The organism is Acinetobacter sp. NIPH1876 (assembly GCF_022808535.1).
Classification (GTDB): domain Bacteria; phylum Pseudomonadota; class Gammaproteobacteria; order Pseudomonadales; family Moraxellaceae; genus Acinetobacter; species Acinetobacter higginsii.
Map to the genome: position 1 here is coordinate 26089 of NZ_JALGBR010000020.1, position 24391 is coordinate 50479.

24 protein-coding genes are annotated in these 24391 nt (G+C 41.5%); 12 read left to right on the forward strand and 12 right to left on the reverse strand.

The genetic code is table 11. From position 1 onward, the window contains the following. Positions 1-58 precede the first annotated feature (58 nt). The 3 genes from orn (at position 59) to MN869_RS18160 (ending at position 2426) form a co-directional block, all read left to right on the forward strand. The gene (gene orn / locus MN869_RS18150) at positions 59-619 is read left to right on the forward strand and encodes an oligoribonuclease (protein ID WP_005184949.1); all 561 of its coding nucleotides are present in this window, start codon (positions 59-61) and stop codon (positions 617-619) included. Positions 620-745: 126 nt separating this feature from the next. Continuing rightward, positions 746-1480: a Bax inhibitor-1/YccA family protein gene (locus MN869_RS18155; protein WP_005146880.1), complete on the forward strand. Its 735-nt coding sequence runs from the start codon at positions 746-748 to the stop codon at positions 1478-1480. A gap of 142 nt (positions 1481-1622) precedes the next feature. Then, complete coding sequence (locus MN869_RS18160; RefSeq protein WP_243308924.1) at positions 1623-2426, forward strand: enoyl-ACP reductase; 804 nt, start codon at positions 1623-1625, stop codon at positions 2424-2426. A gap of 151 nt (positions 2427-2577) precedes the next feature. Here MN869_RS18160 and MN869_RS18165 read toward each other — a convergent pair whose 3' ends face one another. Next, entirely contained in the window at positions 2578-3210 is a 633-nt protein-coding gene (locus tag MN869_RS18165) for a hypothetical protein (protein WP_243308926.1), read from the reverse strand. Between the two features lie 189 nt (positions 3211-3399). Here MN869_RS18165 and MN869_RS20435 point away from each other — a divergent pair, with 189 nt between their 5' ends. Then, positions 3400-3534 (forward strand): hypothetical protein, encoded by a 135-nt coding sequence (locus MN869_RS20435; protein ID WP_279324162.1) that lies wholly within the window; start codon positions 3400-3402, stop codon positions 3532-3534. Positions 3535-3558: 24 nt separating this feature from the next. On the opposite strand, the gene MN869_RS18170 is transcribed toward MN869_RS20435, so the two are convergent. The 8 genes from MN869_RS18170 to MN869_RS18205 all read right to left on the reverse strand — a co-directional run bounded on the left by MN869_RS18170 (position 3559) and on the right by MN869_RS18205 (position 14076). After that, entirely contained in the window at positions 3559-4959 is a 1401-nt protein-coding gene (locus tag MN869_RS18170) for an efflux transporter outer membrane subunit (protein ID WP_243308928.1), read from the reverse strand. Between the two features lie 11 nt (positions 4960-4970). Next, positions 4971-6962, reverse strand: a complete 1992-nt coding sequence (locus MN869_RS18175; RefSeq protein ID WP_243308929.1) for a MacB family efflux pump subunit — start codon at positions 6960-6962, stop codon at positions 4971-4973. 1 nt (position 6963) lies between these two features. Beyond that, positions 6964-8307, reverse strand: a complete 1344-nt coding sequence (locus MN869_RS18180) for a MacA family efflux pump subunit (protein WP_243308930.1) — start codon at positions 8305-8307, stop codon at positions 6964-6966. A gap of 108 nt (positions 8308-8415) precedes the next feature. Next, positions 8416-9246 carry a Sir2 family NAD-dependent protein deacetylase gene (locus MN869_RS18185; RefSeq protein ID WP_243308931.1) on the reverse strand — a complete coding sequence of 277 codons (831 nt, stop codon included), beginning with the start codon at positions 9244-9246 and terminating at the stop codon, positions 8416-8418. A gap of 42 nt (positions 9247-9288) precedes the next feature. Beyond that, complete coding sequence (gene holA / locus MN869_RS18190; protein WP_243308932.1) at positions 9289-10284, reverse strand: DNA polymerase III subunit delta; 996 nt, start codon at positions 10282-10284, stop codon at positions 9289-9291. A 9-nt stretch (positions 10285-10293) separates the two neighbouring features. After that, a complete protein-coding gene (lptE, locus tag MN869_RS18195; RefSeq protein ID WP_016543094.1) occupies positions 10294-10803 on the reverse strand; it encodes an LPS assembly lipoprotein LptE in 510 nt (169 codons plus the stop codon). Between the two features lie 157 nt (positions 10804-10960). After that, complete coding sequence (leuS, locus tag MN869_RS18200) at positions 10961-13585, reverse strand: leucine--tRNA ligase (RefSeq protein WP_243308933.1); 2625 nt, start codon at positions 13583-13585, stop codon at positions 10961-10963. Between the two features lie 143 nt (positions 13586-13728). Then, complete coding sequence (locus tag MN869_RS18205) at positions 13729-14076, reverse strand: DUF4124 domain-containing protein (RefSeq protein WP_243308934.1); 348 nt, start codon at positions 14074-14076, stop codon at positions 13729-13731. Between the two features lie 508 nt (positions 14077-14584). On the opposite strand from MN869_RS18205, the gene MN869_RS18210 reads away from it, so the two are divergent. The 4 genes from MN869_RS18210 (at position 14585) to MN869_RS18225 (ending at position 20492) form a co-directional block, all read left to right on the forward strand. Next, the gene (locus MN869_RS18210; protein ID WP_243308942.1) at positions 14585-16309 is read left to right on the forward strand and encodes an acetolactate synthase 3 large subunit; all 1725 of its coding nucleotides are present in this window, start codon (positions 14585-14587) and stop codon (positions 16307-16309) included. Then, positions 16309-16800 carry an acetolactate synthase small subunit gene (ilvN, locus tag MN869_RS18215; protein ID WP_004804329.1) on the forward strand — a complete coding sequence of 164 codons (492 nt, stop codon included), beginning with the start codon at positions 16309-16311 and terminating at the stop codon, positions 16798-16800. The genes MN869_RS18210 and ilvN overlap by 1 nt, the downstream gene beginning before the upstream one ends. A gap of 124 nt (positions 16801-16924) precedes the next feature. Then, a complete protein-coding gene (gene ilvC / locus MN869_RS18220; RefSeq protein ID WP_005210468.1) occupies positions 16925-17941 on the forward strand; it encodes a ketol-acid reductoisomerase in 1017 nt (338 codons plus the stop codon). A 487-nt stretch (positions 17942-18428) separates the two neighbouring features. Continuing rightward, complete coding sequence (locus MN869_RS18225) at positions 18429-20492, forward strand: EAL domain-containing protein (protein ID WP_171553446.1); 2064 nt, start codon at positions 18429-18431, stop codon at positions 20490-20492. A 67-nt stretch (positions 20493-20559) separates the two neighbouring features. On the opposite strand, the gene MN869_RS18230 is transcribed toward MN869_RS18225, so the two are convergent. Further along, on the reverse strand, positions 20560-21705 hold the full coding sequence (locus MN869_RS18230; protein ID WP_243308947.1) for an alpha/beta fold hydrolase: 1146 nt from the start codon (positions 21703-21705) through the stop codon (positions 20560-20562). A gap of 223 nt (positions 21706-21928) precedes the next feature. Between MN869_RS18230 and MN869_RS18235 the strand changes: the two genes are divergently transcribed. Both MN869_RS18235 and MN869_RS18240 read left to right on the forward strand, forming a co-directional pair. Continuing rightward, complete coding sequence (locus tag MN869_RS18235) at positions 21929-22303, forward strand: hypothetical protein (protein ID WP_243308948.1); 375 nt, start codon at positions 21929-21931, stop codon at positions 22301-22303. Further along, on the forward strand, positions 22300-22497 hold the full coding sequence (locus tag MN869_RS18240) for a helix-turn-helix transcriptional regulator (RefSeq protein ID WP_243308949.1): 198 nt from the start codon (positions 22300-22302) through the stop codon (positions 22495-22497). The genes MN869_RS18235 and MN869_RS18240 overlap by 4 nt, the downstream gene beginning before the upstream one ends. Before the next feature lie 18 nt (positions 22498-22515). Here the strand turns inward: MN869_RS18240 and MN869_RS18245 are convergent, their stop codons facing one another. Next, the gene (locus tag MN869_RS18245; RefSeq protein WP_243308950.1) at positions 22516-22947 is read right to left on the reverse strand and encodes a GNAT family N-acetyltransferase; all 432 of its coding nucleotides are present in this window, start codon (positions 22945-22947) and stop codon (positions 22516-22518) included. Positions 22948-23057: 110 nt separating this feature from the next. Continuing rightward, complete coding sequence (locus MN869_RS18250; RefSeq protein WP_216078116.1) at positions 23058-23291, reverse strand: hypothetical protein; 234 nt, start codon at positions 23289-23291, stop codon at positions 23058-23060. A gap of 237 nt (positions 23292-23528) precedes the next feature. Here MN869_RS18250 and MN869_RS18255 point away from each other — a divergent pair, with 237 nt between their 5' ends. Beyond that, positions 23529-23756 carry a hypothetical protein gene (locus MN869_RS18255; RefSeq protein WP_243308951.1) on the forward strand — a complete coding sequence of 76 codons (228 nt, stop codon included), beginning with the start codon at positions 23529-23531 and terminating at the stop codon, positions 23754-23756. Positions 23757-23948: 192 nt separating this feature from the next. Further along, entirely contained in the window at positions 23949-24374 is a 426-nt protein-coding gene (gene arsC, locus MN869_RS18260; RefSeq protein WP_243308957.1) for an arsenate reductase (glutaredoxin), read from the forward strand. The last annotated feature ends 17 nt before the right edge of the window (positions 24375-24391 follow it).

Below are 24391 nucleotides of genomic sequence, written 5' to 3' on the forward strand. Positions count from 1 at the left end.
CCAAGATGTAATTAATTTGCTACTATTGATGTTTTTAAGCACTTTAGAATCGCCATCCATGAGTAGCACCCCTGATACACGATTAATTTGGATCGATCTGGAAATGACCGGTCTTGATACCGATAATGACAAGATTATTGAAATTGCAACAATTATTACAGATGACCATTTGAATATCTTGGCTGAAGGACCTGTTTTAGCGGTACATCAATCTGATTTGATTCTAAATGCGATGGATGAGTGGAATACCAAACAACATGGCCAGTCGGGTCTGATTGAGCGAGTACGACGCAGTAAGTTAAAGGCTCAAGATGCAGAACAGCAAACGCTTGAGTTCTTAAAGAAATGGGTGAGTCCAAAATCATCACCAATGTGTGGTAACTCGATTTGCCAAGATCGCCGTTTCTTGCATCGTTTGATGCCTGAATTGGAACAGTTTTTCCATTATCGTAATTTAGATGTTTCTTCGGTGAAAGAGTTAGCGAAACGCTGGAGACCTGAAATTATGAGTGGTTTAAAGAAAAATGCATCACACTTGGCGATGGATGATATCCGTGATTCGATCGCAGAATTGAAATACTACCGCGAATACTTTTTTATCATGAATAACGACAAGTAATCAGTTTATGAACAATGTATAAAAAGGAGCGTATGCTCCTTTTTTAATATGTGAAAAAATTTGGGCTTGCTCAAAAAATCGCTTAAACTCGGCTTTTAATTGCAAACTATAAAAAAGAGAGCGTACATGCAAAGTACTAACCCCATTTTAACGCGGGTAGAAACTTATCAGGATTTGGCTGAACCCATGACCATTCAGGGTGCGATCCAAAAATCTGTACTTCTAACCGTGATTGCTGCCGTTCTAGGTATGGCCTTATTTTTCTACTGTGCGATGACAGCCAATCTTTCGATTGCCTATGCTGCAACGATTATTGGTGCAGTGGGTGGATTAATCCTTGCCTTGATTACCACATTTAAATCCAATACTGCACCAGCTTTAGCCATTCCTTATGCTTTATTTGAAGGGGCATTCCTCGGTGGCGTATCGTTTATTTTCCAGTTGAAGTATCCAGGTGTTCCTTTGCAAGCATTGCTTGCGACTTTCGTGACCACATTGGTTTTATTTGCCTTATATAAATTTCAGATCATTCGTGCCACTGAAAAGTTTAAAGCAGTTGTGATTTCAGCTTCGATTGCGATTGCTTTGGTGTTTGTGGTGCAAATCATTTTACGTTTAGCATTTGGTTCAAGCATTCCTTATATCTTTGAAAGCAATTGGTTAGGTATTGGCTTTGCTGCCTTTGTTGCGGTCATCGCATCATTAAACCTGATCTTGGATTTTGACTTGATTGAAAATGCGGCTGCACAACGTGCACCAAAAGCATTTGAATGGATCTGTGCCATCGCCTTATTGGCAACTTTGGTGTGGATGTATTATTCATTCTTGCGTTTATTGAGTCTGCTTCGCGGTGACGATTAAGTTCTGATTTAAGTAAAAATACAAATCGTCTTCAAGTGAAGGCGATTTTTTTATGCAAGATTGTAAAAAAGATGGATTATGCAATTCCGCAAGCGGCGGAATATTGGCATGATGTGGTGAAAATTTTTCGAGTGAGAATAAGATGTCACAAGGACTTTTAGCTGGTAAACGTTTTTTAATTGCCGGTATTGCAAGTAAATTATCGATTGCTTTCGGTATTGCTTCTGCCTTACACCGTGAAGGTGCGGAGCTTGCGTTTACTTATCCAAATGAAAAGCTGAAAAAACGTGTCGATGATTTTGCAGCACAGTTTGGTTCAACACTGGTTTTTCCTTGTGATGTTGCGATTGACGCAGAAATTGACAATGCTTTTGTTGAATTGGCAAAACACTGGGATGGTTTAGACGGTATGGTACATTCAATCGGTTTTGCACCTGCGCATACCTTAGATGGTGATTTTACTGACGTGACTGATCGTGATGGTTTTAAAATTGCGCATGATATTAGTGCCTATAGCTTTATCGCGATGGCGCGTGCGGCTAAACCATTATTGCAAGCGCGCCAAGGTTGTTTATTGACTTTGACTTACCAAGGTTCTGAGCGTGTGATGCCGAACTATAATGTGATGGGGATGGCGAAAGCATCACTTGAAGCGGGCGTACGTTATTTAGCATCAAGCTTGGGTACAGATGGTATCCGTGTCAATGCAATTTCTGCTGGCCCAATCCGTACTTTGGCAGCTTCAGGGATTAAATCTTTCCGTAAAATGTTAGATGCCAATGAAAAAATTGCGCCACTGAAACGCAATGTGACCATTGAAGAAGTGGGTAATGCCGCATTATTCCTTTGCTCGCCGTGGGCTTCGGGTATTACGGGTGAAATCATGTATGTCGATGGTGGCTTTAATACCGTAGGTATGAGTCAGTCGATGATGGATGATGAATAATTAGATTGCTCTAAATTATTTGATAAAGCCGCTTTTATAGCGGCTTTGTTTAAAATAAAGATGTGAGAATTAAACAGTATAATATCGAACTCTGAGAAGATAGAAGATACATCTTAAATATTGTGATTTATGATCATTAGTCTGTTAGTTTTTATCTTTTGTTAGTTAACGCGTAAAAGAATAATAAAAACCATAAAATTAATGAATATTTGATTGAATAAAACCACCCTACATCAGGGTTTAGAATCCAATAAACATTGCCAGCAATAAAAAATGCCCAAAAAACCATAGCCAATACGGTAAATGCTAAATATTTAACTTCATTTACAAACGTAAATCGAACAGCAATTGTGGTTATGAAATCAGCTATGAGCTGAGATAACTTCCAGAAAGCACCATAGGCTAGGATGCCGAATATAGCGCAAATTTTAGTAAGGTTATCCTGATTGATGATGTAGTCTATTGCTAATCTAGAATCAATGAGATTTACAGTAGGATTAAAAAGTCCTCCATTTAAGTAAAACGGAATCAAGAGTGCCATAAACATAGCGAGATAGGCGAAAGCATAAAAAAATACTTTGCTGACCATAGCTTCTAATTTGGCTCGATTCTGAGCTCTCCACTCTTCGATATTTGAAGAATCAGGTTCCATTATTTGCTGTTCTGGAATATTTGGAACTGTAACAGGTTTTATTGTAAATAAGTTTTGAACGAATGGAGTTAGTAAATTAGCAATCATACCTAAAGCTATTGCTACGATACCTCCATAGATTATTTCGATCATTGAACATCCTCGTATTTTGTAATGCTTAAAATTTAAATGAAGTTAAATGACGCTACACTGTTATGTAACAGATTGGATTTCCTATCTTATTTGGAATTATTTTTTAATATATGAAATGATAATATTTAAGTCAATATAAAATATATAATTAATATAACTTCATAATTATAACTAGATATGTATTAGTTTATGGGAAGTAATTGGCTCCCAACTGAGATGTATTTCAATGGTCAGCAACTTTCGTATGAAGTTGTGTTTGATGATCAGGACAAGATTAAACATATTCAACAGATCCAGAATAATCCTGATCTGGTGAAAGAATAACAGCGCAAAACAATAGCGCTAGGGCTATTGTTTTGGTAGTTCTTTTACAGGACTTCCACCCATGGCTTGCATTAATGTCACATAGGCATTGTATTGATTCTGCTTGGTTTCCACCAAGCTGAGTCGGGCATTACGTGTGGTTTCCTGCGCATCCAGTAAATTCTTTAACGCAATCGCTCCATTGCGATAACGCACTTCGGTTAGTCGTTCAGTTTTATCTGCCAGCTCGACATTACGTTGCTGTAACTGCACTTGCTGATTTAGCTGAGTGCGATTTGATAGCGCATTTTCAACATCAGCAAAAGCTTGGTATAGCGTTTGACGGTATTGGGTAATGGCTTTTTCATACTCAAGATCACTGATCGCAATGTCTTTCTTCATATCATTATATTGAAGGAAAGGTAGGCTGAGACTTGCACCGAGTGTCAAAGCAGGATTCTTTAACAGTTGAGTTAAAGAAGTGCTTGAAGAACCAACATTCCCCGTCAAATTAATCGAAGGATAATAGCTGGCTTTGGTCGCATCTTTATTGGCTAAGGTCTTACGCAAACGTAATTCAGATGCTTGTAGGTCTGGGCGGCGCGATAAAATATCAGCAGGGAGTCCAACCGCGATATTTGGCAGGGCATTGCGAGGTAACTGCGCAGGCTCTTGAATGTTCAGTTGTTGTACGGGTTCATGTAGCAAAACGGCAATCGCGGTACGTGCTTCGACGCGTTGCTGTTCGATCTGGCTAAGGCTGGCTTTTTGGCTTTGCACGGATTGTTCCGCTTGGGTTAAATCCAAACCAGATACTGCACCTGCTTTGTATTGTGATTGCACCAAAGAGTAGGTTTTTTGGGTCGAAGCCAAGTTTTGCTGAATGGTTTGATAGCGTTCATTCAGATAGCCCAACTGCCAATACAGCTTTGCTGTCGTGCCAACCAAACTTTGTGCAGTCGCTTGTAAATCTTGTTCAGTGGCTAAGGCTTCCCATCGGCTTGCTTCCGTTTGATTGGCGAGCTTGCCAAATAAATCGAGTTCATAGCTGACGCCAACGCTGGTGGATAAACCACGATCAGAACCATCGCCAGAACGCAGATCAATATTATGACCTGCGGAAACACTAGAACTGGTTCGAATTCCTTGTTTATTTTCAGCGAGCCCTGCCTGTAATCGGGCTTGTTGCAGGGTGATACCTGCAACAGTTAAATCACTATTTTTAGCCAATACTTGATCGACCAATTGATTCAACTGGGTATCGTTAAATAGCGTCCACCATTGATCAGTTAAATTGATACTTTTACTTTTTTGTGCATCGTATTGGAACTGTTGTGGCACTTGGACGGTTGGTGCGTTATAGGGTGTTTTGACGACAGCAGAACAGCCAGCTAAGGAACCAGTGAGTACCAGTGCAAGTCCTAATTTTGTGAATTGAAAAGACATACTCAAATTCCTTATTCTCTCGCTAAAGCAGCAACTGGATCGAGTTGTGCTGCATTTCGTGCTGGCAAGAAGCCAAATACAATACCAATCATGCTTGAGCAGACAAAGGCTGCAACAATTGAAGTGGTCGAATAACTCATTTCAATGATGCCTTTGGCAAAGTGTCCAATAATCTGTCCAATGCCTAAAGATAGCAGCACACCCAAGATACCGCCCAATAAACAGACCAGAATTGCTTCAATCAGGAATTGCTGCAAAATATCACTTTGACGAGCACCAACTGCCATGCGTACCCCGATTTCTTGGGTCCGTTCAGTCACAGAAACCAGCATAATGTTCATCACGCCAATACCACCCACCACCAACGAAATGACCGCAATCGCTGAAATCAGCAAGGTCATGGTGGCTGTAGTTTGCTGAATGGTTTCACGAATACTGTCAGAGTTTTGGGTAAACACATCTTGTGCGCCGTGACGTTGTTCCAGCAAGGTCAGAATCGCGTTTTCAGCAGCACTACTTGGATATTCATCTTTGATACGCACGATGATGCTACGTACATTGGATTGACCTAGCATACGGCTCATAACAGTCGAATAGGGCAGATAAACATTCAGGCTGTCTGAATTTCCCATAAAGCCTTGCTGGGCATCAATCACGCCGATAATTCGACTTGGAACACTACCTAATAGCAGCACTTGACCGACAGGATTGGTGCCATCTGCAAAGAAGGTCTTTTCCGTATTGGTATCAATCACCACATCTTGTGCGCGTTCAGTCACACTTGCCTTATCAAAAGGTTGCCCTGATTTAAAGGTCATACCACGGACATAGAAGAAATCAGCACTGACGCCATTGACTGTTGCCGCTGCCTCAGTATCTTTATAACGCAGGGTTAAACTGGTATTGGCTGAAGGACTCACTCCATCAACATAGGGCTGTTCGGCCAGTGCTTCGGCATCGGCAGGTACTAGTGTTTTGACTTGTGAGGTCCGTGAGTTATCACCAAAGCCACGACCTTGATAGACGGTAATGGTATTGGTACCCAGACTACTAATATTTTCTAAAATTTGCTTTTGTGAACCATTCCCCAGTGCCACCACGGAGACCACGGATGCAATCCCGATAATAATCCCGAGCATGGTCAAAAAAGTCCGCATACGGTGCGCATTCATGGCGAGTAACGCCATACGGAAGGCTTCACCAAGACGGTCAAAGAAAGAACGCCAAGCGGAGGTTTTCTTCTGCGGGTTACGCTCTAGGGTTTGATGCTCAAGTTCTGGATCATTATGTTCAGGCTCATTGGCACGGTCGGAAATAATATTACCGTCACTGATCTCGATAATACGGGTCGCATTTTTGGCGACATTGAGATCATGGGTGACCAGAATAATGGTATGGCCCTTGGCATTCAGCTCACGCAAAATGCGCATCACTTCAATACCACTATTCTTATCCAAGGCACCTGTGGGTTCATCGGCAAGAATCACATCACCACCATTCATCAGCGCACGTGCAATCGAGACACGTTGTTGCTGACCACCAGATAGCTGGCTTGGTCGATGATGCAAACGTTCTTCAAGTCCTAGTTCGGATAACAATTCGGCAGAGCGTTCTTGACGAAGATGGCTGTCGACGCCTGCATAAATTGCAGGAACTTCAACGTTACCTGAAGCACTCAAATCGCCGAGTAAGTGATAACGTTGGAAAATAAAACCAAAATATTCACGGCGCAGTTGTGCCAGTTCATCAGGTTCAAGCTGACGGGTTTCTCGACCATTGACCCGATAGCTGCCTGCGCTGGGTTTATCCAGGCAACCCAAGATATTCATCAGGGTGGATTTACCTGAGCCTGATTGCCCGACAATGGCAACCAACTCACCTGCATAAATTTTTAAATCAATGCCTTTGAGGATCTGTACGGTTGCTTCACCTGCGGGAAATTCACGGGTGAGCTGACTGACCTCAAGCAATGGCTGTGATGAATGTGTTTGATTTTGAGTCATATTACATTCTCATTGCACGTTGGTTGCTACGTTTGGCTGCTTCATTTGAGCTGTCAGAGGCATCTGCAATCACCACTTGATCGCCTTGTTTTAAGCCCTTCAGCACTTGTGCAGTGACACGGTTATTCAGACCAATCAACACAGGTTGCGGTTGCGCTGTACCATCCGCTTGTAAAACACGGACCATACCCGTTGATGCTTTACCTTGTGCAACCAAGGCTTTTTCTTCTTCACTCAGTTCTAGACGTTTTGGACGTTGTGCTTGGTCAGTATCGGATTTTTTTGCAGATTCTGAAGACTTATTGGCATTGGCTTGGTCACCTTTAGCACGGTTGCCACGTTGGGTTTGAATGGCTGCCGCAGGCACAGTCAGTGCATTTTTTGCATCTGCAAGCACAATATAAACCTGTGCGGTCATATCAATACGAAGTTTGCCATCTTCATTCGGTACATCAAATAAAGCGTTGTAGTACACCGCAGCATTCGACGTTGATGAACTGCTGCTACTGCTGGTTTCGGTATTAATGGAGTTTGGTGCAGGTTCTACTTGGCGTAATTTAGCGTAATGTTTTTTATCGCTATTGCCTAAAGTAGTGAAATACACGGTTTGACCTTGTTCAACTTTCATGACATCGGCTTCAGAAATCTGTGCCTTGATGGTCATGGTATCTAATTTTGCTAATTTCACGATGGTCGGTGCAGTTTGGTTGGCGTTTACGGTTTGGCCTTCTTCCGTCACAATCGCCACAATGGTGCCATCCATCGGTGCCACGATACGGGTATAACCTAAATCTTCTTTTGCCGTAGCCAAGGTCAGGCGAGATTGCTCGATTTGTGCATTAATCGAGGTAATTTGTGCCTGAGCTGTTTTAAAGTTTGCCAACGCACTTTCGAGTTCAGCACGCGAAGTGGCATCTTGGCTATACATGGCTTGTTGGCGTTTATATTCCGCTTCGACCTTAGCTAAATTGGCTTGCTGTACTGCCAGCTGCGCTTGTTGATTTTTAATACTGGCATCGGCTGTTTTGAGTTCGTTCTCTTGGCGAATCGAGTCAATTTGCGCAATCAACTGACCTTGTTTGACTTGGTCACCCAATTGCACATACATTTTTTTCACCTGACCCGATACCTGTGCACCAACACTGACCATTTTGGTGGCTTCCAATACCCCAGTTGCCAATACCGAATCTTCGATATCGCCGCGAGAGACTTCAGCGCTAATATATTGTGGTGCTTGGGCTTTAGGTTTGAAGAACATCCATCCGAGCGCTGCAATGATCAGCACCCCGATAGCGATCATAATGATTTTACGAGGTTGGATTTTTTTTGCGTTTGTTTTTGGCATGGCAGCAGGTCAAAAGTGAAAAACTGGACTTAGTATAAAAGTGAAATAAGGATAAAGCGTGAATATTTTTAATCTAGAATGAGAATTATTTGCTTTTTTGCCGATAAGTTATTCTATAAAAATCTGATAAATACTGCGCACTCCTTGTTCGGCTGTTGTTGCAAGGGCAATACCCCCTTGTGCAGGGAGCGTATATTCACGTAGGTTAATTCGAATCAGACCTGGCGCAAATTGCTCACTAAAATAACGCACGGTTGGAATGGCTGTACCAGCGCCCATTTCGATCACAACAGAACGCTGATGATCTTTTAGAAAAGCTTTTAAGCCTTTTGCCTGCTGATCATGTTGATGGCTTAACCAATTCATATCATTGAACATTAAAATATTCGGTCGTGCCAGTGCATTACAGTGCGGACATTGTGGCAATTGCCCGAGCCATTGACAGTCTTGAGCATCAATTTCTGGCCTTAATTCATCTGCTGGCCAAATGATCTGTGTACACGCGTCCAGACATTGCAGATGGTGAATTGAACCATGACATTCATAAATGTGATCAGGATTAAATCCCGCTTTTTGAAATTGGCCATCCACATTCGAGGTAAATACAAAAGTGGGCAGTTCTAATATTTCAGCCAGTTGCTTCAGTTGTTGAAAGCCTGAATGGGGTGTGGTCTGACGATACAGTGCCAAGCGATGCCCATAAAATCCCCAAGCCAAACGTGGATTTCGTTTAAACGCAGCTGGATTAGCAATTTCGGTAAAATCGATGCGTTGTTTGCCAAGTTCAGGGTAGGCTTGCCACATGCCCTGATTGCCGCGAAAGTCAGGCAGACCTGAATCGACGCCCATACCTGCACCCGCACTGATGATCAGGCTGTCGGCTTGTTGGAATAGACTTTTGATCTGCTTGATTTGGTTGGGGCTTAAATGGAATGACATGCGTTGATCCATTATTCTTATTATGTGATGGAGATGAATGCTCTAAGCAGGTTGAGCAAACAGTGTAGTACCACACAGTTCAGCTAAGGCTTGTAGCATCAGATGTTCTGGATTTTCTTTGGACATACCTTTGATCGCTGCATCAATACGCAACAATAAATCAGACCAAGTTAGGAATTGTCTCGGATTTAAACGACGTAGAGCTTGTTGATATTGTGATACTTTGGTTTTCCAGATTCCGAGTTGAATCGCATTATGTGGCTGTTCAAACAATTGCATCAATAAGCGCATTTCTTTGCTTAGGGTCCATAAAATCAAACTATCAGGCTCACCCGCAGCGATCAGATATTGGTAAATCTTGACGGATTGCGCCAAGTTTCCAGCAAGTAAGGCATCACTTAAATCATAAGTCGTGTAACGCGATTGGTCCTGTAAGCAGGAATACAATTGTTCAATCTGAATCTGTTGTATATCGGGGAAAGTATCCGCAACACGCATTAAACTGTTTTTAGCAGCCAACAAGTTATGTTCATGATGCTGCATCAACCATTGCCAAGCATCATGATTCAGTTGAATCCCCAGTTTTTCGGCTTCGATGCTTAAGATGCGTTGTCGGTCTTGTGGGTAGGTCGCCGTCAGCGCAACCACAACACCATTGGCTTCGACCACTTGGAAAAAAGCCGATTTTAAACTGCTGCTGTCTTGCTTCGGTAAAACAATCAGTAAGAGGTTATGCTCATTATGTTGAATGTAGCTCTTAAGCAGTTTTAAGCCGTTGGTATCGGGCTTGATATTGCCATGCACTTCAATTGCAAGTTGTTGTGAAAATAGCGATAAACTGTTGAGTGCATTAAAGACATTTTTCCAGTCATTGACACTACTAATGTCATAACGTTGCCGTTCAACTTCTTGTTGTTGCCAGCTTTTACGGAAAGTGTCGAGCAGATTTTGTTCAAGCAAAGGCTCTTGTCCATGCATGATCCATGCACCGCGAGCCTCATCAACCCGTTTTAACGCTTGCACATAATCCAGTTTCATAATGATGAATTAAGGTTGTGCTTTCGGCAAACGATTGGCTGCAATCTGACGCGTGATTTGCTGTGCCATATCATCAATAAGAATGCGATTCAAATATGCTTCTTGTTGATTATCGGTATTCACCGTTGCCACGTCGTATTGATAGGTACGAGAAGCAGTTAAGGTACGCGGTTCAGTAATTTGCTTACCTTGGCGGTCTTCAATCTGGAAAGTCACGGTTAAACGCAATAAGGCCTCAGTCAATTTACCATTCAACAGTTGACGGCGTGGAGTGTAATCCAGCACACGAAGCACATAGGCATCATTGGCATTACTGAGTTGTACGCCCGTTGCACCAAGATAAATGCTGAGCTGGTTTTCAAACTGATCCGTATTGTCAGGTAGGACTAAAGTCAGCTTGTTGTAGACCAAAGGTGCCGCTGTCGGGTTACTTCCCTTTAGATGAAAGCCACAGCCGACCAAGCCTGCACTTAGACCTAAAGTTAAAACGATAGTAGCTAAACGTTGAGCTAAATGCATGCTTTGTCCTTTATGATATTCCATTCAATATGGAAGATTTAATCTTGATAAATTGACCACATTTTAGAATCAAAGCCCGATGAATGACAGCGGGCTTTGATGAGGTTTTGTTTCTACAAATTCCGTCTGCTAGTCGCAGGGGAATTTAAGCAGCACATTAAACCACTAAATTAACAAGTTTATTCGGTACTACAATTTCTTTCTTGGTTGGGCCAGTCAAGAATTGTTGCACTTCTGGTAATGCTTTTGCCAAAGCCAATAACTCATCTTTTGAGATATCGACTGCGACGTCTAACTTAGCACGAAGTTTACCATTCACTTGTACAACAATCGTTTGCGTATTACGGGTTAACGCTGACTCATCCACTTGTGGGAATTCAATCGTTGTTAATTCCAAACCAAACTGAGTTAACAACGTTTGACTCAAATGTGGTGCAAATGGGGCAAGTAGCGTCAATAAGGTGGTGATTGCTTCACGTGCAACAGCAACATCATTGTCATCTTTTGCTTCGAACTTGTTACTGGCATTGAGTAATTCCATCAATGCGGCAATTGCCGTGTTGAACGCATGGCGACGTTCGATGTCATCACCCACTTTTTGGATGGTTTCATGGGTTTTACGACGTAAATCTTGCGCATCTTTCGATAAGTTTGCAGTATCAATCGTCGTTGCTTGATTGCCTTTTTCCAAGAAGCCAGCAGCCAAACGCCATACACGTTTCAAGAAGCGGTTAGCACCTTCAACACCAGCATCAGACCATTCTAATGATTGATCTGGTGGAGCAGCAAACATCATGAAGACACGAGCAGTATCTGCACCGTATTGATCAATAATCGCTTGCGGGTCAATGCCGTTGTTTTTCGACTTCGACATTTTTTCTTGTCCGCCAATCACAACTTCCTGACCATCACCTGAATATTTCGCAGACAGGATACGACCTTTTTCATCACGCTCTAATTCGATATCAGCAGGATTGAACCAAGTTTTTTTGCCATTCTCTGCTTCACGATAGAAGGTATCAGCCAACACCATGCCTTGGGTAAGCAAGTTGGTAAATGGTTCATTACCTTGTACCACGCCTTCATCACGCATCAACTTGTGGAAGAAACGTGCATAAAGTAAGTGCAGAATCGCATGTTCAACACCACCGATATATTGGTTCACAGGAAGCCAGCTTTGCGCCGCTTCAGGTTTCACCATACCGCCAGTAAAGTCTGGAGATGCGTAACGTGCATAGTACCAAGATGATTCTACAAAGGTATCCAAGGTGTCTGTTTCACGACGCGCATCGCCGCCACAGCTTGGGCATTTGGTTTCATAGAATTCAGGCATCTTGTTCAATGGGTTACCTGAACCATCTGGAACCACATCGGTCGGTAATACCACGGGTAATTGATCTTCTGGAACGGTGACTTGACCACAGCTGTTACAGTTGATCATTGGAATTGGGCAACCCCAGTAACGTTGACGAGAAACACCCCAGTCACGTAAACGGAATTGAACCTTAGAGTTGGCTAATGCTTGTGGTTCTAATTTTGCAAGGAAGGCATCATAAGCAGCTTGGAATGCAAGACCATCAAACTCGCCAGAATTCACCAGTTTGCCATCTTTAGAGCCGTACCATTCTTGCCATTCAGTTGCAGAATACGCTGCATCGTCAGCACCTTTGGCATCAATCACTTGTTTGATTGGCAAGTTGAACTTATTGGCAAATTCAAAGTCGCGTTCGTCATGTGCAGGAACGGCCATTACAGCGCCTGAACCGTATGACATTAATACATAGTTAGCAATCCAAACTGGGAGGTCTTCACCTGTGACTGGATGTTTAACAGATAAACCTGTTGCCATACCTTTCTTTTCAGCCGTGGCTAAATCCGCTTCGGCAACTGAACCCATACGGCATTCTTCAATAAATGCAGCAAGTTCAGGATTGTTTTCAGCCGCTTTCAGCGCCATTGGATGTTCTGCTGCAACAGCAACATAAGTCACACCCATCAAGGTATCAGCACGCGTGGTATAAACGGTTAGGCCATCTGCATAGATTGCTGGATTCGCAGAAGGGAAGGTAATTTCCATTCCCGTTGAACGACCAATCCAGTTACGTTGCATGGTCAAGACCTGTTGTGGCCAACCATCTTTTAACGTATCTAAATCGTCTAATAATTCTTGTGCATAGTCGGTAATGCGGAAGTAGTACATTGGAATATCGCGTTTTTCAACCAATGCACCTGAACGCCAACCACGACCATTTTCAACTTGTTCATTCGCAAGTACGGTCTGGTCAACGGGGTCCCAGTTCACGGTTGATAACTTACGATAGATCAAGCCTTTCTTATAAAGTTGTACGAATAACCATTGTTCCCAGTGGTAGTACTCTGGTGTACAGGTTGCAAACTCTCGATCCCAGTCGACAGACAGACCCAATTTTTTTAATTGGTCACGCATGTAGGCAATGTTTTCAAACGTCCATTTTGCGGGTGCAACTTGGTGTGCAATCGCTGCATTTTCAGCCGGCAAACCAAATGCATCCCAACCCATGGGTTGTAATATTGTTTCACCTTTTAAACGATGGAAACGGCTGATCACGTCACCAATGGTGTAGTTACGCACATGCCCCATGTGCAGTTTGCCACTTGGGTACGGGAACATCGACAGGATATAGCGATGTTTGCCCTCTACAGTGTCTGCAACTTTAAAAACTTTGCGATTGTCCCAGTCTTGTTGAACTTGAGGCTCAATGGCACTTGCTTGATATTCGGAGTCAATGTGAGAAGTCGTCATAGGGATATGCGATACAACAAAAAAGTAAAGTTAAGATTGCTGCACAGCATAGCGCAAAATTGTAGGAAATGTCAGTTTTTAGATCGGGATTTTATCTGCAAGGCCGCCGTATTGAAGCTGACCTTGCAGGTTCAGATCGCAATTTAGCCCTCTGATGATGCTGGTGCAGGTGGAGGGCTTTGTGGTTTAACTGAGTTCGCTGGTGTGGATGGCGCTGTCTGCGGTGCTTGCGGTGTTACATTCGGTGTGGCTTCAGGATTCACTGGATGGCTTTGTTGATTCGTTGGATTGGTGCTTTGATGGCTATTGCCATACGTTGAAACTTTGTCCAAACGCTTTGCACCTTTGGGTGGCGGCGTGGTGGTGTAATGAGTAGAACCATTGGCATCGACCCATTTGTAATATTGTTGTGCATAGTTTTGGCTAGAACAAAGCAATAGAGTAGCGGCTGAAATTGTGTATAAGATTGTTTTTAAATAAGATATCTTCATATTTGATCTCCCCAAGAGAATGCTGAATATATTCGATCAAAGTGTCTAAATAAGCAGTTTACAATGCCTATTTTAAAGCAAAAAGAAAATAGTTTTTTGATAAATGGGCGTTTAACAAGACCAAATTATTCTGTGAAATGTGTTTAAAAAAACGGCAGCTAAAAAATATTCGTTAAAATCCTTTTCTTTGTTCTTGACATTGCTTATGAAAGAAACAAGAATGCTTTCTCAAGTTTTATATGTGTTTATTTGATCACCCTTCGAATAAATGTCATGGCTTGCAATGGACATTCTTTCTAGCCGAGAGAATGATTTTTTGAAATATGCTTATCCCAGCACATTTTGATTCGAGATGTCATCAAGTTTATACGGCTGATGAGTCTCAGAAAATTTTTCCTATTGCAGCAAAAACGAGTAGAATACGCACACTTATAAGAAGTGCAAAAGTTAATGAATGAACACAATTTATGTCTCCCATAAATTGTGCAAAATACTAGGGTGAATCACGTTGGAACTTTTATCTGGTGGTGAAATGCTCGTTCGTGCGCTTGCGGACGAAGGCGTAGAGCATGTTTTTGGGTATCCAGGCGGCGCTGTATTACATATTTATGATGCGCTATTTCAACAAGACAAAATTAACCATTACCTCGTGCGTCATGAGCAAGCTGCTGGTCATATGGCAGATGCATACTCACGCGTAACAGGTAAAACAGGTGTGGTACTGGTCACTTCTGGACCAGGCGCGACCAATACCGTCACTCCAATCGCAACAGCCTACATGGACTCAATCCCAATGGTGATTTTGTCTGGTCAGGTTGCAAGCCATCTCATTGGAGAGGATGCGTTCCAAGAAACAGATATGGTTGGTATTTCTCGTCCAATCGTAAAACACAGTTTCCAAGTGCGTCACGCGAGTGAAATTCCTGCAATTATTAAGAAAGCATTCTATATCGCGTCTTCTGGCCGTCCGGGTCCAGTCGTTGTTGATATTCCGAAAGATGCGACCAACCCTGCAGAAAAATTTGCCTACGAATATCCAGAAAAAGTGAAGATGCGTTCATATCAACCGCCTTCACGTGGTCACTCAGGTCAAATTCGCAAAGCGATTGATGAGTTGATTACGGCTAAACGCCCAATGATCTATACGGGCGGTGGTGTCGTTCAAGGTAATGCATCTGGCTTATTGACAGAACTTGCACATTTATTAGGTTATCCAGTCACCAATACCTTGATGGGCTTAGGTGCTTTCCCTGGTAACGATCCACAATTCGTGGGCATGTTAGGGATGCATGGTACTTATGAAGCCAACATGGCAATGCACAATGCAGATGTGATTTTGGCCATTGGTGCGCGTTTCGATGACCGTGTAACCAATAACCCTGCAAAATTCTGTCTCAATGCCAAAGTCATTCATATTGATGTTGATCCAGCAACCATTTCGAAGACGATTATGGCGCACATCCCGATTGTGGGTGCAGTAGAGCCAGTACTTCAAGAAATGTTGGCACAACTGAAACAAATGAATGTATCTAAGCCAAACCCTGAAGCAATTGCGTCATGGTGGTCTCAGATTAATGAGTGGCGGAAGGTACATGGCTTACGTTATGAAGCAGGTCAAAATGGTGTAATGAAGCCACAGCAAGTGGTTGAAGCATTAGATCGCGTGACCAATGGCGAAGCGATCATAACTTCTGACGTGGGTCAGCATCAAATGTTTGGTGCGAACTACTACAAATACAAACGTCCGCGTCAGTGGATCAATTCTGGTGGCTTAGGCACCATGGGTGTTGGTTTACCGTATGCAATGGCTGCAAAGCTTGCATTCCCAGATCAACAAGTGGTTTGTATTACAGGTGAAGCATCTATTCAGATGTGTATCCAAGAATTATCGACATGTAAGCAGTATGGCTTGAATGTGAAGATCCTTTGCTTAAATAACCAAGCTTTAGGCATGGTAAAGCAATGGCAAGACATGAACTACGAAGGACGTCATTCAAGTTCTTATGTAGATTCATTACCAGACTTTGCCAAGTTAATGGAAGCTTATGGTCATGTTGGTATTCAGATTGATCATGCGGATGAGCTGGAATCTAAGTTAGCTGAAGCGATGGCAATTAATGATAAATGTGTATTCATTAATGTCATGGTAGACCGTACAGAACATGTATATCCAATGCTGATTGCTGGGCAATCAATGCAAGATATGTGGTTAGGCAAAGGGGAGCGTACATAATGAGACATATTATTTCTGTACTCGTTGAAAATGAAGCTGGTGCGCTTTCTCGTTTGGTGGGGTTGTTTTCTCAACGTAATTACAACATTGAGACACTGAATGTTGCGCCAACTGAAGATGAAACCTTATCTCGTTTAACCTTAACGACTTATGGCGATGATCACAAAATTGAACAAATCACCAAGCAACTGAATAAATTGGTTGAAGTGGTAAAAGTGGTTGATTTGTCAGAAGGTTCACACATCGAACGTGAATTGATGTTAATCAAAGTGAAAGCCTTGGGTGCAGCACGTGCGGAAATTAAACGTACAGCTGACATCTTCCGTGCCCAAATCGTTGATGTAACACCAACGACTTATACCATTCAGATTGCAGGTACAACGGACAAGATTGATGGTTTTATTGATGCGCTTGCAGAAAATACCATCCTTGAGGTTGTACGCTCTGGTGTATCAGGCATCGCGCGTGGCGAAAAAGTTTTAACAATTTAAAAACCTCCTCCAACCCTTCTTTGAAAAGAGGGGGATCACCTTTAAAGGTAATCATGGGGGAGCCTACAAAAGATCTGTCCTTGCAGAACAAGGGAAATGACAAAAATTTTAGCGGAGAAAACAGATGCAAATTTTTTACGATAAAGACTGTGACTTATCAATCATCCAAGGCAAGAAAGTTGCAATCATTGGTTATGGTTCACAAGGCCATGCACATGCACTTAACTTGAAAGATTCTGGCGTAGACGTAACTGTTGGTTTACGTGCTGGTTCTACTTCTTGGAAAAAAGCTGAAAACTCAGGTCTTAAAGTTTCTGAAGTTCCAGCTGCTGTTGCTCAAGCTGACTTAGTCATGATTTTGACTCCAGATGAGTTCCAATCTCAACTTTATCGTGACGTGATTGAACCAAACATCAAAGAAGGTGCAACTTTAGCATTTGCTCATGGTTTTTCTATTCTTTATAACCAAGTTGTTCCACGTAAAGACTTAGACGTTATCATGGTTGCGCCGAAAGCACCTGGTCACACCGTACGTTCTGAATACCAACGTGGTTCAGGTGTTCCTGATTTAATCGCGATCCACCAAGATGCATCTGGTAATGCACGTAATGTTGCACTTTCTTATGCTTCAGGCGTAGGTGGTGGTCGTACGGGTATCATCGAAACTTCTTTCCGTGAAGAAACTGAAACTGACTTATTCGGTGAGCAAGCAGTTCTTTGTGGTGGTGCGGTTGAATTGGTTAAAATGGGCTTCGAAACTTTGGTTGAAGCTGGTTATGCACCAGAAATGGCTTACTTCGAATGCTTACATGAATTGAAGTTAATTGTTGACTTGATGTTCGAAGGCGGTATCGCAGACATGAACTACTCAGTTTCTAACAATGCTGAGTACGGTGAATATGTGACTGGTACTGAAGTCATCAACGAACAGTCTCGTGAAGCAATGCGTAATGCATTGAAACGTATCCAGTCTGGTGAATACGCGAAGATGTTCATCCAAGAAGGTGCGTTGAACTATCCATCAATGACTGCTCGTCGTCGTCAAAATGCTGCACACGGCATTGAAGTAACCGGTGGTAAGTTACGCGCGATGATGCCTTGGATTCAAGCAAACAAAATCGTAGACAAAGAGAAGAACTAAGTTTTAGTTTAATCTTTAAAAGGCCCTTGTTTGTACAGGGGCTTTTTTATGGGCTGTGATAACAGAGTTATAACAATGTAGCTTGAAAAATAAGCTTATATTGTTTATGTTTTGATCATGTTGCTGCTCATTTGCAGTACTGATTCAAACTAAAAAGTGTTGCATGCTTTGGGGTGTCTGCACGATTAAAAACAAACAAATTGAAATAACTTAAAAATTAAAATGATTTAGCAAAATAAAATGAGTCTTTTGGTAAAAAAAATGTAATAAAAAAACAAGACTTTTCATTGGTTTGAAATGAAAATGTGCTTTTATTCTATTGATTTATAAAGTGAAAAAGACTTGACCTTATGCTAGATGATGTTATTGTTAAGGAAAGTTTATGAATACCATATTCATGGCTTCTTTGGGTGTAAAACGTCGTTCGGATTTCGGGCATTTTGCTCATCATATAAAAAAAAGTACTGAATAATCATGGAAGTCCTTTATGGTTCACGTTGATTACGATAGCACATTGGTCATCGTTTCCATTTTGGTTGCAGTCGCGACATGTTACGCTGCAGTTTCGATGGAAGAACTCGTTTTTAAAGGTGCTTATAAAAAGTTTGAAAAAAGCATTTTGGTTGCGAGTGGGCTAATCTTAGGGTTAGCGATATGGTCAATGCACTTTGTGGGAATGCTGGCTAGCCATTTGCCGGAAGGCTATCACTTTGATGTTAATTTAACTGTACTTTCTTATTTGATTGGTGCAGCGGCTTCTATTTTTGCTGTCTGGCTGACCTCAAGACCGACTTTGCCGATACCACGCTTAATCCTTGGTGCTGTATTTATGGGACTCGGTATATCGGGGATGCACTATACCGGTATGGCCGCATTGAGCATTGAAAATCATGCCATGCATTATGATCCCTTACTGGTGCTGTGTTCTGTATTGATTGCGATCAGCGGTTCAGGTTTAAGTTTCTTTTTCATTTTTAAATATAAAACCGCAGTGACCTATCGTACTTTACTCAAAGCCGTGGTTGCCGTGTTAATGGCGCTAAGTATTGTTGGCATGCACTATACTGGTATGGCTGCGACTTATTTTGATGAAAGCCTAGCGCAAATCCTAATCTCTGAGCAGACAGAGCAAAGTGTCTTATTATTCACGATTATCTTTATTACCAGTCTGGTGTTGGTTGCAGGCTTTGCGGTTGCCGTACTCGAAGCGCGGTTAGAAGAACGCAATGAGCAACTTACACTCATCAACAAAGAGCTTGCTACCCAGTCCTTACATGATACGCTTACAAAGCTACCGAATCGTTTATACCTGACTGAACATGCCGAAGTGGTGTTTAATCATCATCGCTTAAATGGTCAGAAAGCAGCATTTTTATATATTGATTTAGACCGTTTTAAATCCGTGAATGATGCTTTTGGGCATCATATTGGTGATCAATTACTGATTCAGATGGCAAACCGTTTATACACTAAGCTTGGTGATAATCATAAGCTGTTTCGTATTGGTGGTGATGAGTTTGTTTTAATTTCGGAAGATACCGATTTCAATGAAGCAATGCAGCTTTCAGAAGATATTTTGCATTGCATCCAAGAAACCTATTTGATTGCGGCAAAAGATATTAATATTTCTGCCAGTGTCGGGATTGCCATGTATCCTGAACATGGCACGAATGTTCAAGATTTACTGATTAATGCTGATGTTGCCATGCTGATCTCAAAAGATCAGGGCCGTAATACCTATACCATGTTCCATTCGATGTCAGATCAGCAAGATGTACGGAGTCAGTCTAAACTGATCAATGATCTGTACAAAGCCGTCGATGAGCAACAATTTGTACTGTTCTATCAACCTAAATTTACATGCAATTATGAAGTCTGTGGTGTTGAAGCCCTGATTCGCTGGAAGCATCCAACACTGGGACTGCTGACCCCGCAAATGTTTATTGAAGGGGCAGAGAAAACGGGTTTGATCATTCCAATGGGGTATTGGGCACTGGAACAAGCCTGTCAGCAAATCCAGAAATGGGAACGAAGTAATAGTCCGTTTTATCCAATTGCTGTTAATCTCTCTGCATTACAATTCGAAAATAAAAAGCTATTTAGTGTCCTCGAACAATTATTAGAACAATACCAAATCCAACCACATCATCTTATTCTTGAAATCACTGAATCCACGGCCATGCATCATATTGATTCCAGTATTCGTACTTTGGAGCGTTTGCGTAAGCTTGGCATCCGCATTGCGATTGATGACTTTGGTACTGGCTATTCAAGCTTTTTATATTTAAAAGATTTACCTGTCGATGAACTTAAAATTGATCGTGGTTTCTTAATTGATCTCAAACCAAATTCAAAAGAAGAAGCGATTCTGGAAAGTATTATCCATTTGGCTGCAAAATTGGGTTTAATTGTTACTGCAGAAGGGGTAGAGACCCAACAGCAAGCAGATATTTTGACCAGTCTCGGCTGTAACCAGTTACAGGGCTATTTGTTGGGCACACCAGTCAATGTCGAAGGTTTGGTATTGCATCGTTATCAGCATTTTGCATAATCAAGCGAGATAGAGATTAAAAAAGCTGCCGATGATGGCAGCTTTTTTGTTTTTAGCATGAAGTCGATTAATCAGAACGTGGCGCTAACCATTGTGTGACTACAGGCCAGACCAACTGTGGTGCTTGACTGCCTGAGACCAGACCCATATGCCCACCCGGCACAATTTCAAATTGCTTGTCGCTGCTGCCAATTAAATCCATGAGTGGGCGCACTGCTTCTGCGGTAACGATAATGTCGCTGCTGCCGCCAATTGCAAGTACTGAACAATCAATGTCTTTTAGATTCGCGCTTTGCTCACCAAATTGAACAGAACCTGTCGATAACTCATTATCAATCCAGAAACGCAGAATAATATCGCGCATGACACCACCGGGATAAGCCAGCATATTGTCCACAAATGAGCTTGAAGTGGCATGGTTAATTACAAATTGACGATCATCAAGGTTCTTTAACAACTCCCAATAGTTTTTAAAGTTTCCAATGGGATCGGTGAGTTTAAACCCCAAAGTATTTTGCCAGCCATGAATATGAAAGACACGGCTGGGTACTTGATGAATACGGAATTTGGTATTACTGCGAATCCACTGTGCAGGAATGGTGAGACGCTGATAAAACTTGCCCATATAACCTGATTTATGCGTGTTAATCGGCGAGGCTAAAATCATCAGGTTCTGGATATTCTTATCTTGTGATAAAGCGGTATAGCAAAGCGATAACGCACCACCCAAGCTCCAGCCGAACAGCGACAGTTGTTGTTGACCACTGTGTTCTCGAATCTTTTCGATAAATTCAGGCATAAAAGTTTTAACGTAAGTGCCAAGATTATATTTGGCTTGGCGTAGGCTCGGTGTGCCCCAGTCAATCAGATAAACATCGAAACCTTGCGCTAGAAAATAACGGACTAAGCTACGATTTGGAAATAAATCGTAGATCAGCATATTGGCTGCCAATGGTGGCACGATTACCAATGGAATACGATGCTTGACCGTGCTGTCAGTCGCAGCTGTGTAGTGACGCAGGCTGATGATTTCACGCTGGTACACAATATCAAAAGGTGTTTTGCCTGAGAGCGCAAGTTGCTGTCCACGTAAAATACGATCTCGCGCATTAGAGAGGATTTTGCGTGCTTGATGGCTTGCAGGGCTATTCAGCATTTTTTGCGCGGTTTGTGTTTTGAGAAAACTGCGTTTAACTTTTGGCGATTGAGTCATGTGAACCTAAAGCTCGAAGGTTACTATTCAGTAGGCGCATATTAGAAGAAAAAGTAAATTTGCTCAGTGACTCATTTGCTTAACTTGTCTTTCAAAATGATCAATTCAGTTAGAACCAGATGACCAGCTTTTTTTGTTTAAGAATAAAGAATATGTAAAGTAAGCTTTACATTTCTGGGTTAAATTTATATATTGATGTAAAGTTTACTTTACATGGTGAGTTATGAAAAACTATCGGAATTTATTTGAGCTGATTGCTGCAATTGCGCTGTATATCGTGGTTTTAGTGGGATCATTAAAGGCATTAAATTTTATTGAGATACAATGGCTTAAAATTGTTGTTTCATTAATGCCCATATTGCCTGCATTGATGATTGCATTGATCATTATTCAACAATTCAAACGTTTTGATGAGTTGCAGCAAAAGATACAATTGCAGGCTCTGGCGATTAGCTTTGTAGGAACTTCTTTGATTACTTTTAGTTATGGTTTTCTAGAAAATGTTGGATTTCCAAAATTAACCATGTTTATCATTTGGCCGATGATGGCAATGCTTTGGTCTATTGCTACAGCCGTTGGAACTTGGAAATATAGATGAAAAATAATCTACCTGAATTGAGAAAAGGCAAAGGCTGGTCGCAAAGCGACTTAGGGGATTATGTCAGCGTGTCGAGGCAAACCATTAATGCTATAGAAAAGGGGCGCTATGATCCTAGTCTGTCATTAGCCTTTAAAATCGCACATGCATTTGGGCTCAGCATTGAACACGTATTTATCTATGAGGAGGAGTAAGTCTGAAAGCATTGCTGCTTAGGGGCTTATTTGTAGATGTAAAAGTGGATAAGGGTTTCCTTGACCATCGAGTTCGGAACGACTCACAGTATGGAATCCCATTTTCTGATAGAAGTTAACCGCTTGCAGATTTTGCTCATTCACATCGACTTTATAGATCTGAAGTTGTTTGACTGCAAAATCGAGCAACGCCTTACCAATCCCTGATCTTCGATACTCAGGCAGAATAAACAACATTTCAATATTGTCATCACTGGTACCTAGAAATCCTACAATCTGTTGATCAATCACGTATTTATTCAGTAGAACATGATGGAAATATTCATTCAAAATTAAAGGTTTTAATTCAGCAATCATGGTTTCAGGTAAAAAATCATGGGTCGCTCGGACTGATTTTTCCCATATATTTAATAAAGTAAGATGGTCATCCTGAGACGCTTTGATAATCATGTCGTGACTACATTTAAAACATTTAGAGCTGTTAATTTTCTACTATTTGATTCGGGATTTCTATGCTTTGGTTCCGATAGAGAAATGATACTGAAGCTGAGTGATTTAGATTATTCTAACTCGAGTTGATGATCATCCTTGGTGACTTTAATTTTCAGTTTCTTATATTTACGCTTATTGGGATCAAGGGCTGAGTTTATGACCTCATCGGCAAAACGCTGATCCTGCATCAGTGCGCCATAGGTCTTATAACCTAGAATAATTCGGGTCGGCCGATAGCCATTTCTCGTCACATAATAATTAATGATGAGATCTAATTCTGTTAAAAGACATGTATCGTTCATTGTGAGATATCGCTTTTAAATAGCTTAAGCAGCATAATCTATACAGGAAAACTTATCTAGCTGATGTTCATTGATTTTTGCTGAAAGTTACAGCTGTCATAAAAGTGTCATCTAAAAACATTATCGTGATTTATATAATAAAAACTGCAATAACAAAAATTGAGAATGACTTATCCAAAGAACTTTAGATTATTTTAAATAAAGGGGCGGGACTTAGAAAATCGAGGAGTTGTTTATATGCAGAATAAAGTGCCCACAATACGAGATCAAAAACCGCTGAATCATCGTTTGAATGTGTTACTTTCGGCTTATCAGGCCTTCTTAGCTGCTAAAGGTCTGGTCAACAGTGAATTTAGTCGTCTCATCTTTGTTGATAATTATACCCAAACCTTAAAATTCAAACTTTATGATGATGAGCTAAAGAAGCAACTGATTGATGAATTAGAACGATTTAGCTCGTTTTAGAATGTGTTTTAATGCCTTATCCATCTAAAGCTCTCTTTGCCTGATAACAATAATTGAAAATTTATAAAACCTTATCCGTATGATTTTAATCATATATTTTTAGGTGCCATTATTTGATTTAAATATATGGATTTACATATATATGGTAAAACATATATATTGGCTTTATTCAATTTATCAGATCAACACGTCATGACGGACATCATCATTTATCACAATCCTGCTTGTGGTACTTCCCGTAATACTTTGGCTTTAATTCGAAATGCTGGAGTAGAGCCAATCATGATTGAATACCTTGTTACTCCACCAAGCTATGATGAGTTAGTTCAATTGATTCGGGATGCACAATTAACTGTCAGAGAGGCGATTCGCCAGAATGTTGAGCCTTATCGTGATTTGGCACTTGATCGTGATGATTGGAGCGATGCTCAACTGATCGAGTTTATGCTTGAACATCCTATCCTCATTAATCGTCCTTTTGTGGTTACTACGTTGGGCACACGTCTTTGTCGACCGTCGGAACGTGTACTCGACATTTTACCATTCCCTCAGAAAGGTGCATTTCGTAAAGAAGATGGCGAACAGGTGATTGATGAACATGGTCAGCGGATTCAGTAAATACCTGCCATGAGATT

Coding starts and splice junctions, on each gene's coding strand:
- MN869_RS20435 (WP_279324162.1), top strand. CDS start 3,400: ATGGGAAGTAATTGGCTCCCAACTGAGATGTATTTCAATGGTCAGCAA.
- MN869_RS18185 (WP_243308931.1), bottom strand. CDS start 9,246: ATGTCATTCCATTTAAGCCCCAACCAAATCAAGCAGATCAAAAGTCTA.
- MN869_RS18165 (WP_243308926.1), bottom strand. CDS start 3,210: ATGATCGAAATAATCTATGGAGGTATCGTAGCAATAGCTTTAGGTATG.
- MN869_RS18225 (WP_171553446.1), top strand. CDS start 18,429: ATGGTTCACGTTGATTACGATAGCACATTGGTCATCGTTTCCATTTTG.
- MN869_RS18155 (WP_005146880.1), top strand. CDS start 746: ATGCAAAGTACTAACCCCATTTTAACGCGGGTAGAAACTTATCAGGAT.
- MN869_RS18175 (WP_243308929.1), bottom strand. CDS start 6,962: ATGACTCAAAATCAAACACATTCATCACAGCCATTGCTTGAGGTCAGT.
- MN869_RS18235 (WP_243308948.1), top strand. CDS start 21,929: ATGAAAAACTATCGGAATTTATTTGAGCTGATTGCTGCAATTGCGCTG.
- MN869_RS18250 (WP_216078116.1), bottom strand. CDS start 23,291: ATGAACGATACATGTCTTTTAACAGAATTAGATCTCATCATTAATTAT.
- MN869_RS18180 (WP_243308930.1), bottom strand. CDS start 8,307: ATGCCAAAAACAAACGCAAAAAAAATCCAACCTCGTAAAATCATTATG.
- arsC (WP_243308957.1), top strand. CDS start 23,949: ATGACGGACATCATCATTTATCACAATCCTGCTTGTGGTACTTCCCGT.
- lptE (WP_016543094.1), bottom strand. CDS start 10,803: ATGCATTTAGCTCAACGTTTAGCTACTATCGTTTTAACTTTAGGTCTA.
- ilvN (WP_004804329.1), top strand. CDS start 16,309: ATGAGACATATTATTTCTGTACTCGTTGAAAATGAAGCTGGTGCGCTT.
- leuS (WP_243308933.1), bottom strand. CDS start 13,585: ATGACGACTTCTCACATTGACTCCGAATATCAAGCAAGTGCCATTGAG.
- MN869_RS18245 (WP_243308950.1), bottom strand. CDS start 22,947: ATGATTATCAAAGCGTCTCAGGATGACCATCTTACTTTATTAAATATA.
- MN869_RS18255 (WP_243308951.1), top strand. CDS start 23,529: ATGCAGAATAAAGTGCCCACAATACGAGATCAAAAACCGCTGAATCAT.
- ilvC (WP_005210468.1), top strand. CDS start 16,925: ATGCAAATTTTTTACGATAAAGACTGTGACTTATCAATCATCCAAGGC.
- holA (WP_243308932.1), bottom strand. CDS start 10,284: ATGAAACTGGATTATGTGCAAGCGTTAAAACGGGTTGATGAGGCTCGC.
- MN869_RS18230 (WP_243308947.1), bottom strand. CDS start 21,705: ATGACTCAATCGCCAAAAGTTAAACGCAGTTTTCTCAAAACACAAACC.
- MN869_RS18240 (WP_243308949.1), top strand. CDS start 22,300: ATGAAAAATAATCTACCTGAATTGAGAAAAGGCAAAGGCTGGTCGCAA.
- MN869_RS18160 (WP_243308924.1), top strand. CDS start 1,623: ATGTCACAAGGACTTTTAGCTGGTAAACGTTTTTTAATTGCCGGTATT.
- MN869_RS18205 (WP_243308934.1), bottom strand. CDS start 14,076: ATGAAGATATCTTATTTAAAAACAATCTTATACACAATTTCAGCCGCT.
- MN869_RS18170 (WP_243308928.1), bottom strand. CDS start 4,959: ATGTCTTTTCAATTCACAAAATTAGGACTTGCACTGGTACTCACTGGT.
- orn (WP_005184949.1), top strand. CDS start 59: ATGAGTAGCACCCCTGATACACGATTAATTTGGATCGATCTGGAAATG.